The organism is Seonamhaeicola sp., from assembly GCF_028281565.1.
GTDB lineage: Bacteria > Bacteroidota > Bacteroidia > Flavobacteriales > Flavobacteriaceae > Seonamhaeicola.
Genome location: NZ_JANQJQ010000013.1, coordinates 243,966 through 256,292, shown reverse-complemented (window position 1 = coordinate 256,292; position 12,327 = coordinate 243,966). Strand labels below are relative to the sequence as shown.

The window sequence follows — 12,327 nt, the reverse complement described above, 5'->3', positions numbered from 1 at the left end:
CTGCCTACTGAAATCACCCTCTGTTTTCTATACTATCGTAAGCCTCAATGATCTTTTTCACCAGTTTGTGACGGATGACATCTTTATCGTCTAAAAATATCATGCCTACCCCTGGTACATTTTTTAAGATCAACATGGCTTCTTTTAACCCGGAAATGGTACGTCGTGGTAAATCTATTTGCCCCGGATCACCTGTTAGCAGGAATTTGGCATTTTTACCCATACGTGTTAAAAACATTTTCATTTGTGCATGCGTAGTATTCTGGCCTTCATCCAGAATCACAAAGGCATTGTCTAAAGTACGTCCACGCATAAAGGCCAACGGTGCAATTTGAATGGTACCGTTTTCTATATAATGAGCCAGCTTTTCTGCTGCTATCATATCACGTAACGCATCGTACAATGGCTGCATATATGGGTCCAGTTTTTCTTTAAGATCCCCCGGTAAAAACCCTAGGTTCTCTCCTGCTTCTACAGCCGGACGTGTTAAAATGATACGTTTAACCTCCTTATTTTTAAGTGCCTGAACTGCCAAAGCAACACCGGTATAGGTCTTACCGGTTCCTGCAGGACCGATGGCAAAAACCATATCATTCTTTCTGATGCTCTCTACCAACTTGCGCTGGTTAGCCGTTTGTGCCTTGATAACTTTTCCGCCAACACCATGTACAATGACTTCACCACTTTGTTTTGAAGTGCTGTAATCATCACTGCTCACACTGGTCAACACACGTTCAATAGCGTTTTCATCCAGTTTGTTATACTTGGCATAATGCGTTAACAGCATAGTAAGACGGCGATCAAATTCTTCTAATAATTCTTCATCACCAAAGGCTTTGATCTTATTGCCTCTTGCTACAATTTTAAGTTTTGGGAAATACTTTTTTAAAAGTTCAATGTTTACATTTTGGGCTCCAAAAAATTCTTTTGGAGAGATTTCTTCAAGTTCAAAAATTAATTCATTCAAAGGCGTAGACTATTTTAAATTACTTGTGAGATTATTAAAAATTATATGTAATCAGATAACATGATTTCTTTAGATTTCTTCTGTAAAAAACTAAATTTCATGTTCCAAAAAATACAAAATTTAGTTTCACTTCAGAAACCGCTTCGTTAGTCCATTTAATTTTTCCATTTGCCCTTTTGAAATTTTCAAAATGAAAAAATTCATGTACTTTTGAATTGTTCAAAAATACACAAATTGAACGACCTTAAGCTAAAAACATATCAACAATTTTGCCCATGGCAATCATAACTTTAACGACCGATTTTGGTGAAAAAGATCACTTTGCTGGCGCGACAAAAGGCGCTATTTACAGTGAACTCCCCGATGTTAAAATTGTTGATATCTCACATTCGGTCTCGCCTTTTAATATTCCGGAAGCGGCATACATTATTCAGAATGCTTACAGTAGTTTTCCAAAAGGCACCATACATATTATAGGCATTGATTCTGAAATTAACCAGGAAAACAAGCACATTGCCATTAAATTAGACGACCACTACTTTATTTGTGCCAACAATGGTATTATGAGTATGATCTGTTCTGAAATTGCGCCTGAAAAAATTGTAGAGATCAATATTCACGATAAGATTCAAACCAGCTTTCCGGTATTGGATGTGTTTGTAAAAGTGGCTTGTCATATTGCACGTGGCGGGACTTTGGAAGTCATTGGCAAAACTGTTCAGGAGATTAAACCCATAAAAAATATTGTGCCTTACGTGAATGATGACAAAACCCAAATAATTGGCAGTGTTATTTATATTGATAATTATGGTAACGTGGTGACCAACATTAAACGGGGCTTTTTTGAGACCATACAAAAAGGGCGTGCTTTTGAGATTTCGGCAAGGAATTATAAGTTCAAAACCATTTACAAAAAATATAGCGATATAGTAAACTTTGAAATACCTGAAGGAAAACGTTTTGATGAAGGTCGGGGTCTGGTGGTTTTTAACTCCGGGAATTTTTTAGAGATTGCTGTTTACAAAAGCAACTCTGCCACTGTTGGTAGTGCCAGTAGTTTAATGGGATTAGGCATCATGGATGCAGTGAGTGTTAATTTTATTAAAGCGTAATTTATGTTTGTAAGAATTGTTAAAATGGGATTTCAGGAGGCGCACATTGAAGCATTTCTTTCAAACTTTAACGAGAATAAAGCCCGTATCAGAAACTTTAAAGGCTGTAAGTTATTAGAGCTTTACAGAGATAAGAACCATCCGAATATATTTTTCACCTACAGCTATTGGGAATCTGAAGCCGATTTGGAACATTACAGGCAATCTGATTTGTTTAAAACCGTTTGGAATAAAACCAAAGTGTTATTCAGTATGAAGCCTGAAGCCTGGAGTGTGGATAAAATCGCTACGCTCGAGTAAACAGTTTTCAGTGACAGTGAACAGTAAAAATATTTTATATTCGCGCATCGTATTGATTTAACTCTAAAATCGTAAATCGTAAATAAAGTTAATGCTAGCAATTCTAAAAAAAGAAATAAACTCGTTTTTCGCCTCACCCATCGGTTATTTGGTCATTGCCATTTTTTTACTGTTAAACGGCTTGTTCTTATGGCTCTTTAAAGGCGAATTTAATATTCTTGATTACGGATTTGCTGATTTGTCATCCTTCTTTTTATTAGCGCCCTGGATACTCATTTTCCTGATCCCTGCTGTGACCATGCGCAGTTTTTCAGATGAAAAGAAACAAGGCACTTTGGAATTGCTTTTAACCAAACCCATCTCACATTTAAAAATAGTTTTGGGTAAATATTTGGGAGCCTTTATTTTAATATTGATAGCACTTTTACCAACGTTGCTCTATGTCTATACAGTGTATCAGTTAGGAAATCCCATTGGCAATTTAGACATGGGAAGCACCTGGGGCTCTTACTTTGGGTTGCTGTTTTTGGTAGCCGCTTATACGGCCATTGGGGTGTTTGCCTCTACCCTTTCAGACAATCAAATTGTGGCGTTTATTATTTCTGTTTTCCTCTGCTTCCTGTTCTATATCGGTTTTGAAGGGATTGCCGATTTTACTGCCAGCAATTTTGTGGAGCAATTGGGTATGAGTTACCATTTTAAAAGTATGGGGCGTGGCGTTCTTGATACGGCTGATATTCTTTATTTTTTAAGTGTCACGCTTTTCTTCATCCTGCTTACGGTCAGAGGTATTAAAAATGAGCCTTTTAAGAAAAAAGAGTGGCTGCATTTACTGGTTTTGCCTTTAGGATTAATAGTTATAAATATTTTCACGGCATCATGGCATAGTCGTTTCGACCTCACCCAGGATAAACGCTACACATTAAGTGAATCTGCCGTTAATATAGTTCAGGATATAGAATCACCTATCGTCATTGATGTGTTTTTGGAAGGTGATGATTTTCCTTCGGAATTCAGACGACTTCAAACTGAGACCAAACAGTTGCTCGACGAGTTTTCCAACATAAACGATAACATCGTCTTTAGTTTTATTGATCCGCTGGAAGACGAAGCCACTCGTGATAGAAACATGCAACAATTGAACGCCCGTGGATTAACTCCTATGCAGCTAAGCGTTACCGAAAGCGGTAAATCCTCAAAAGCCGTTATTTTCCCCTGGGCCCTGGCCAGTTATAATGAGCAAACAGTAACCATTCCTCTTATAAAAAATAAAATAGGAGCCACGCAACAGGAACTGGTGTCTAATTCCGTGCAACATTTGGAATATGCTTTTGCTGATGGTTTTAGTAAACTCACCAAACCCAAGAAGCGGAAAATAGCTGTTTTAAAAGGCAATAAACAGCTGGAAGATATCTACATTGCAGATTTTATAAAAAAACTTCAGGAGTATTACTTTATCGCACCCTTTACTTTGGATAGTGTAGCTACCAGTGCGCAAAAAACTTTAAGCGACTTAAATGAATTTGACCTCATCATTTCAGCAAAACCTACCGAACCGTTTACGGAAACAGAGAAATTAGTTTTGGACCAATTCACTATGAACGGTGGCAAAAGCCTTTGGTTGATTGATGCCGTTGCCATTGAAAAAGACAGTTTGTACAATGAAACCGGAACAAACTACGCCGTCTCCAGGGATCTAAATCTTACCGATTTCTTCTTTAAGTATGGGGTTCGTATCAATCCGGGTATTGTGAGTACACTCTACTCTGCTCCTATTACTTTAGCTATGGGTGAAGGTAGTAGCTCCCAATTTCAACATTTGCAATGGCCCTACTCCCCTTTAGCCGGTTCCGGTAGTGGCCATCCTATCGTAAATAATCTGAATTTGGTTCGATTTGATTTTGCTAATCAGATTGACACACTAAAGAATAGTTTACAAAAAATTATCCTTTTAGAATCGGCGCCATTGACTAAACTAGAAGGCGTCCCTAGGGAAATAAGCCTGGATTTGGTTACCAAACAACAAGATCCTCAGCAATTTAACAGAGGCAACCAAACGCTGGCAGTACTTTTAGAAGGGGAATTTATTTCGGCATATAAAAACCTTATAAAACCTGTCAAGCTGGATCATACTAAAGATCAAAGTACACCGACCAAAATGATTGTTATTGCTGATGGGGATGTCATTAAAAATGACGTAGTAAAAAACCAGCCCCAGGAATTGGGCTTTGACCGTTGGACAGGTCAAAATTATGGTAATAAAGAATTTCTACTCAATGCCGTAAATTACTTACTCAATGATGACGGACTTATAAACATTCGATCCAAGGAAATTACCATTGCCTTTCTAAATCAACAAAAAACAGCCTCGGAAAAAACCAGGTGGCAACTCATAAACATTGCATTACCACTGGTATTATTGGCTCTTTTTGGATTTACATTCAATTTCATTAGAAAGAAAAAATATGCTTCTTAAATGTTAATAAGTTTGTTTCGGTTATTTATCCGTATAGAATATATTTGTAGATAACATTATTCAAAAATTAAAATCCAACATAAGTTCATGAAGTTTATTGTATCGAGCACTTATTTATTAAAACAATTGCAGGTTTTAGGAGGTGTTATAAATAGTTCTAACACCTTACCTATTTTAGATAATTTTTTATTTGAATTGGATAATAGTACACTTACTGTTTCTGCCAGCGACCTGGAAACTACCATGTCTTCTACTCTGGATGTAGAAAGTGATAGTACCGGAAGTGTTGCCATTCCTGCGCGTTTGTTACTTGATACCTTAAAGACTTTCCCGGAGCAACCGCTGACTTTTGTTGTAGAAGATAATAACACGGTTGAAATTAGCTCTAACCACGGTAAATATGCCCTGGCCTATGCAGACGGGAACGAATTCCCAAAAGCTGTAGAGCTTGAAGACCCAAGTAAAACAGTAGTTACCGGAGACGTATTGGCAACCGCTATTAGTAAAACTATTTTTGCCGCCGGTAATGACGATTTACGCCCGGTAATGAGCGGGGTCTTTTTTCAGTTCTCAACGCAGGGCTTAACTTTTGTGGCTACCGATGCTCACAAGCTGGTAAAATATACCCGTGAAGATGTAAAAGCTAACCAGGTGGCCGAGTTCATTATGCCTAAAAAACCTTTAAATCTTTTAAAAGGTATTTTAGCTGCCAGTGAAGATGACGTGACTATTGAATACAACGAGTCTAATGCCAAGTTCACGTTTGAAAATTCGATTTTAATTTGCCGACTTATAGATGGCAAGTACCCTAATTACGAAGCGGTCATTCCAAAAGAGAACCCTAATAAACTGGTTATTGACAGAACACAGTTCTTAAACTCCGTACGACGTGTTAGCATATTCTCAAACAAAACAACGCACCAAATACGTTTAAAAATTGCAGGTGCCGAATTGAACATTTCTGCTGAGGATATTGATTACAGTAACAAAGCTGAAGAACGTTTAACTTGTGATTACCAGGGGGACGATATGCAAATTGGGTTTAACTCACGTTTCTTGACTGAGATGCTGAACAACTTAAATTCAGATGAGGTTCAGTTGGAAATGAGCATGCCTAACAGAGCAGGTATTTTAACCCCTATTGACGGCTTGGAAGAAGGAGAACAGGTGACTATGCTTGTAATGCCAGTGATGTTGAATTCTTAAACTCCTGCATTCTAATAACTCCCGATAGCTATCAGGGACGAGAAAGGATCTGATAAAATATAAGCAGTGATCTTTAATTTGATTGCTGCTTTTTTTTGTGCTCAAAATTACCCCTTGACTTTGTACGAAAAATTCACGAACTTAGTTTACTCCTTACGAACTATCAGATGGCACTTATTGAAGTTTTGTTTACGTCATCGGATATAAAACTCCTTTGCTGAGTTTATTGAAGCATCGAAACAATTTCAAATCAAGTCTTTATTGGGTAGTCAGCTATATCCCAAAATGAATTGATTATCAAACTATTAAATTAATTTATTAACCTTAATAATTAAATGTCATGAAAAAAAGGATGCTTTTAGTTTTGTTTATTGTTACTATTCCCCTAAGCGTACTATTTCCACAGGATACCACCCGTGTGGAATTGAGAAGTGATCTTAAAAATCAAATTGAAGAAATAATTGATGACAGTTATATACGGATTCCCAAAAAAGATTTTGATACTATGATAGAGAACCGATTATCAAACCTTGTCAATTCAAAAATAAATGCTTTGATTGGAATCACTGTTGGTCTAATCACATTGCTTAGTTTGTTTTCAATTTTTCAGTTTAACAAGTCGCGTGTTTCAAACGAAAAGCTTATTGAGGCACAGGTCAACATTGCTGCAAAGGAATCCATCCTTGACATACAAAGTTTTTATAAAGATAATATTGAAAGTAAGCTTGCTGAAATAGAGAAACGACTTACACAAAACATAGACCTTCTTAAAAAAGATAATGAGAGTAGCCTGACTCAAATACATGAGCAGATTGAAAAAGCAAAAACCCAGGTAAAAAAGGCGGAAGATTATTTAACCAATTTGGAAATTGAAAGTTTGACAAACCTTATAATAACTGAGAAAAAATATCAATTACCGGAAGACCTGAATCGCGCTCAAAACATATTAAATGATATAGAAGCTTCCGAAAATAAATTTCAAATCCCCACAGTTGTTAACCTTTTAAGCTACATATATTATGACCAAAAACAATACAACGAGGTTAACGATTTAATATCGACATATGAAAAGGATTTCAAACTCAAGTCTAATACCTATATCAATGGGGCATTAACAGCTTTAAACGATTATCACAATTACAATTCACTAAACCAAAGGCATAAATGCATTGAGTACCTGGACAAATCTCTTGAATTAACCCAGGGCTATGGTGAAGCGCTCGGACTCAAATTAGAAGTTTACATGATGGATTTTCTAAGAGCAGATGATGACGCCGTAAAACAAGCATCAAAATCCAGTGCCCTAAAAGTAATTGACGGCATTCTACACAGTGAGAACAGGGCCCCTTCTTATGAAACCCTTTCCAGGTTAGAACGCGATGCGCAAAATGCAAGTTATAACAAATATGTAATTACGTTGTTTACAGAGTTCCCGGAAAAAATGGATGCCTTGCTTAAAGAGGCTAATGAAGCTGCTGATCTGCTTAAGATCAAACCGTTTGATATCAATGAATTCACGATATAGATGGATAAACTTTCGTACCGGGATATTCTTAAGAAATGAAATTTCGGGAACAGGGAAACCCCTAAACAAAAGACGCCCACATTTCTGTGGGCGTCTTAGTTTATCTCATACTAACTAAACTAACTAATAAAATTAAGAGATAACGGGTATTTTGGAGTTTCACCATTATTAGCTTTTATAGCATTTATAATAGGGAAAACGACTGAAAATATTCCCAGGACTAAAAATCCTAACAGGCCTAAACCGAATAGTAGTATTAAAGGGATACAGATTAAAAAGTACACTATTAAGCTCAATTGAAAATTGATTATGCTCTTTCCGTGTGCATCCATTTTATAAACTTTTTCTTTTTGAGTAGCCCACAATATCAGCGGTACTATTAAACTGCCAAAACCTATTAGAAAAACCACTAACTGGCTTAAATGGGTAATAACGATTAATTGATTGTCTTGTCGCATCATAGCAAGGATTGTTTTGATTGATTACTTATTTGACGCAACCCAATCAAAAATGTTACAAAACCAATACGTTTATTTATTCAACGATATACCGTGGCTTTTAAGAATCTCATTAAACTCAGGGTCATCATCTAAAAAGTAGAAAAACTCCGGAGCTTCTCTTCTTAAAGTATTTGTTTTTTTGTTCCTAATGATATCCAAATGATAAAGTACGCTATCTTTTACTTCTAAACCTGCAAATACCACGGCCAGTTGGTGGCTTTTTTCTTCAGGATGAGCCACGGCCCTTATGGTATCAAGAATTCTATGAGCACTAAGGGTATCTCCTACTTTAGCATAACAAAAGCCTAAAAACCGGTTGTAGACATTGGCTTCAGCTACCAAATACTTAAGAGGTTCTATAGCTTCCCGGTACTTTCTCTGATCCGTATAAATTCTAAAATACGTTCTGTTAATCACAAATTGATTGTTTTCCTTCCCTAACTTCTCAACTTTTTTCATGAGCATTTCCGCTTCGTCATAGTTATGCGTATAGGCTAAAGCCGTAGCATAATTATTAGCCACAGCAAACGATAACGGATCTAACTTGTATGCTATTTCGGCCTGTACAAGCATTTTTTCATATTGCCTTGTGTAGTAATAAAACGTGGCGTACTGATGCCTTGCGGTTAAATCGTTAGGGGATAAACGAATTGCTTTTTGAAAAGCAGCTTCGGCTTCTTCCCGTTTACCTTCAATATTATTTATAAATCCGCGAACCGAATAGATCCTTGGCACTTTATTACTGATGGTCTCTGCCTTTTCAAGGTATTCTCTTGCTAATTCCGAAGCTTCCTTAACATTTCTTCCCGAATAGTAAGTTTCCAAAAAAATGGAATTGGCAATTTCTGCATAAGCTTCTGCATAATTTGGGTCTAATGTAATAGCTTCCTTATAAAGTATGATACTCTTGGCAATACTCTTAGAATTCCGTTTATCAGCTTCACTTCTACCCTCTAAAAAAAGTTTATAAGCATTAATGTTTTGAGTGGCTATATTTGATAAGCTTCTTTGTTCCTCAAATGACAGATTAAGTTCTAAAGCATTCACTATTTCCCGGGACACTTCCGTCTGAACACTAAACACATTGGTAATGGTCTTATCATAATTCTCCGCCCATAAATGTTCATCATCATCTGCATTAATCAACTGTGCCGTAATTCTAATAGCGTCACCATATTTTCTGATACTTCCTTCTAAAATATAGGCTACACCCAATTCCCTGGCTATTTCCGGAATTGTTTTTTGTGTGTCTTTATATTGCATAACAGAAGTCCGCGATATAACACGGATCTCTTTAAGTTTTGCTAATTGTGTAAGTATATCTTCGGTGATACCGTCTCTAAAAAACTCGGAGTCTTCATCGGTACTCAAATTATCAAAAGGCAATACCGCAATGGATAGATCTTTAGAAGCATTGCCCGTTGTTATGGTAATGGAGGTAATATTAAAAATAACAACAGCTAAAAGAATCAGTATAGCAAGCCATACATAAGTGCTCTTCTTTTTGAAAAAAGGTGTTTTAGGTTCTTTTTTCTTCTCCTTAAGTTTCCCTTTAATATCTTCGGGTCTGGGTACTACCAGGCCTTCATTTGCAATGGCAAAAATTGGCATGGCATCATCCACATTCTTAAGTTCGTAAGCATCTAAAAATTTAGATTGAATATGCCTGTGACTCCTGATCTGGTCATGAACTTTATCTGAAATTAAAATACTTCCGGGAACAGCGCAAGACTCAATTCTGGAAGCTACATTAACAGCATCACCAATAATATCGTCTTTAGACTGAACAATATCCCCTACATGAATACCAATTCGAACCGGTATTTTAGGATCTTCTAAAAAAGCGCTTTGCAATTCAATTGCACAATCAACCGCTTCAACCGTACTTTTAAACACACTTAAAGTGCCATCTCCAAAATATTGAATAATCTTACCGTTAAAGGCTTCGGTAGTCATTTCAAAAGCCCTTCTATGGCGTTCTCTAATGGATATGGCTTGCTTTTCGTCCTTTTGCATCAAAGAGGTATACCCCTCGATATCAGTGAACATAATTGCTGCGAGTTGTCTTTGCCCGGACATTTTTGGTTGGTGTTAGGTGATTACTAAATTAATCAATTATCTTCAAAGATGGTATCCTGACCTATAATTGGGTTTTAAAACTGTTATAAATAATTAATATCTTTAACAGTAATTAGCCAACCAAAAATCTAAGAACAGTGTCTGAAAACCTTGAAAGTTTTTTATCTGAAATTCCTTTTTTTTCAGAAGTTTCCAAAAAATCACTTACACATTTGGTAGACCATTTAACCGAAGAAACTTATATCAAAAATGAAGTTGTTTTTAAGAAAGATACTATTGGCGATTCCATGTATGTCATTTTAAATGGTTCAGTAAAAATTCATGACAAAAAACATATCTACGACACACTTACAAAAGGTGATTGTTTTGGTGAATATGCTTTGATTGATAACGAAACCCGCTCAGCCTCAGTAACGGCACTTGAGAACACAACCGTTTTGAAAATTGAACGTGTACATTTTTTAAATCTAATTAAAGATGATGGCGGTTTTGCTAAAGGCATTCTTGCAGTTATGATCAAACGCCACAGGGAATTGGATACTATTCAGGAACGATTAGCCTCCTCAAAACTAGAAATTGAAACGGTCAATAGTAAAATGAGTGGCTTAATTGACGGTGCCATGGATGCCATTATCATGTTTAATAGCGATTTTAGAATAGTGCTTACCAATCCTTCCGCCCATGAGCTTTTAGAAAATGAGGATGTATTACAGCGAAATGTGTTGTTCTTTTTTGATGATGATAGCGCAAACTTAATAGAAGCTATTGTAAGATCCGGATTGGAAGATGAAACTTCCATAAACAAATATCTACCAAACATTGTAAAGGTAATTGGGTCAGATGATACGGAAACCTTAAACGAAGGTACCATTAGTAAGTACGGAAGTGGTTCCGAAATATTTTTTACCCTTATACTAAGAAATATTGAAGAACGCCTCATTGCCGAAGACAAAATAAATCTGCTGACCAAACAAACAGAATACCTGGAAGAAGAGATTAAAGAACTTACCAGTAGCTATGGTATAATAGCTGAAAACAAAGCCATGAAAAAGGCTTTAAACTTAATTCAACAAGTAGCCAGGACCGATGCTACTGTATTAATTCATGGAGAAACAGGAACCGGAAAAGAACTTATTGCCAGAGCGATCCATAAGGAAAGCGACAGAAACGACAAACCGTTAATACGAATTAACTGTGGTGCCATTCCTGCCAATCTAATTGAAAGTGAACTGTTCGGACATAAAAAAGGAGCATTTACAGGAGCAACGGTAGACCGGAAGGGCCGTTTTCTTTTAGCAGATAAAGGCACTATCTTTTTAGATGAAATTGGTGAAATGCCGCTGGAGTTACAACCTAAATTATTACGTGTCATTCAGGAAGGCGAGTTTGATCCCGTAGGCAGTTCGGAAACTATAAAAGTTGATGTTAGAATCATAGCCGCTTCACACAGAGATCTTTTAAAATTTTCAAAAGAAGGAAAATTTAGAGAAGATCTATATTATCGTTTGAATGTATTTCCTATTGAAGTACCGGCACTTCGTGACAGAGGTAACGACCTTCATCTTATTGCGGAAGAAATGCTGGATCAGTTCTCAAAAAAGCTAAATAAACCCATTGTTAATTTATCTGATAATGACAAAGCGCTTTTATCGTCTTATCATTGGCCCGGAAATGTCAGAGAGCTTCAGAATTTAATTGAGCGTGCCGTTATTGTTTCTGAAAACGGTGAGATAAGCTGGCACGCCATTATTCCTAATAATACTTCCACTCAAGAAATCAATGTTCAAACTAATGAAGAACGTATCTTAACCATAAAAGAACTGAACACACTGGAAAAAGAAAACATTCTGAAAGCCCTGAAACAGACTAAATGGAAGATTTCCGGTAAAAATGGTGCTGCAGAGTTACTCCAAATACCACCAACAACATTGGCTTCCAGAATAAAATCACTAGGTATAGAACGCCCTGTTTAATTAAAAAGAACTCCTTGGCACTCTGTGTCAAGGTTTCCGTTGAAATTGTCATTCCCATGAAATCAAAGATTCATGAATCCGATAATTTAAAATACGAATTAATGAATAAAACGGGAATCTAATATTATAGAATTTCACTCCTAGAAATTCTATTATTCTCACGATATTTCGTCATTTTATTTACGATAT

9 protein-coding genes are annotated in these 12,327 nt (G+C 36.5%); 6 read left to right on the top strand and 3 right to left on the bottom strand.

The window, feature by feature from the left end:
* Window positions 1-13: 13 nt before the first annotated feature.
* Window positions 14-967 carry a PhoH family protein gene (locus tag Q0983_RS06530; protein ID WP_299550436.1) on the bottom strand — a complete coding sequence of 318 codons (954 nt, stop codon included), beginning with the start codon at window positions 965-967 and terminating at the stop codon, window positions 14-16.
* Window positions 968-1,242: 275 nt separating this feature from the next.
* On the opposite strand from Q0983_RS06530, the gene Q0983_RS06525 reads away from it, so the two are divergent.
* The 5 genes from Q0983_RS06525 (at window position 1,243) to Q0983_RS06505 (ending at window position 7,586) form a co-directional block, all read left to right on the top strand.
* Window positions 1,243-2,079 carry an SAM-dependent chlorinase/fluorinase gene (locus Q0983_RS06525; RefSeq protein ID WP_299550434.1) on the top strand — a complete coding sequence of 279 codons (837 nt, stop codon included), beginning with the start codon at window positions 1,243-1,245 and terminating at the stop codon, window positions 2,077-2,079.
* Window positions 2,080-2,082: 3 nt separating this feature from the next.
* Entirely contained in the window at window positions 2,083-2,379 is a 297-nt protein-coding gene (locus tag Q0983_RS06520) for an antibiotic biosynthesis monooxygenase family protein (protein ID WP_299550432.1), read from the top strand.
* A gap of 91 nt (window positions 2,380-2,470) precedes the next feature.
* A complete protein-coding gene (gene gldG, locus Q0983_RS06515; RefSeq protein ID WP_299550430.1) occupies window positions 2,471-4,855 on the top strand; it encodes a gliding motility-associated ABC transporter substrate-binding protein GldG in 2,385 nt (794 codons plus the stop codon).
* 87 nt (window positions 4,856-4,942) lie between these two features.
* The gene (dnaN, locus tag Q0983_RS06510) at window positions 4,943-6,061 is read left to right on the top strand and encodes a DNA polymerase III subunit beta (RefSeq protein ID WP_299550428.1); all 1,119 of its coding nucleotides are present in this window, start codon (window positions 4,943-4,945) and stop codon (window positions 6,059-6,061) included.
* A 340-nt stretch (window positions 6,062-6,401) separates the two neighbouring features.
* Entirely contained in the window at window positions 6,402-7,586 is a 1,185-nt protein-coding gene (locus tag Q0983_RS06505; protein WP_299550426.1) for a hypothetical protein, read from the top strand.
* Between the two features lie 119 nt (window positions 7,587-7,705).
* Here the strand turns inward: Q0983_RS06505 and Q0983_RS06500 are convergent, their stop codons facing one another.
* Both Q0983_RS06500 and Q0983_RS06495 read right to left on the bottom strand, forming a co-directional pair.
* On the bottom strand, window positions 7,706-8,044 hold the full coding sequence (locus Q0983_RS06500) for a DUF4870 domain-containing protein (RefSeq protein ID WP_299550482.1): 339 nt from the start codon (window positions 8,042-8,044) through the stop codon (window positions 7,706-7,708).
* Between the two features lie 72 nt (window positions 8,045-8,116).
* Window positions 8,117-10,165 (bottom strand): adenylate/guanylate cyclase domain-containing protein, encoded by a 2,049-nt coding sequence (locus tag Q0983_RS06495; RefSeq protein WP_299550424.1) that lies wholly within the window; start codon window positions 10,163-10,165, stop codon window positions 8,117-8,119.
* Between the two features lie 137 nt (window positions 10,166-10,302).
* Here Q0983_RS06495 and Q0983_RS06490 point away from each other — a divergent pair, with 137 nt between their 5' ends.
* Window positions 10,303-12,138 carry a sigma 54-interacting transcriptional regulator gene (locus Q0983_RS06490; RefSeq protein WP_299550422.1) on the top strand — a complete coding sequence of 612 codons (1,836 nt, stop codon included), beginning with the start codon at window positions 10,303-10,305 and terminating at the stop codon, window positions 12,136-12,138.
* Window positions 12,139-12,327 lie beyond the last annotated feature (189 nt).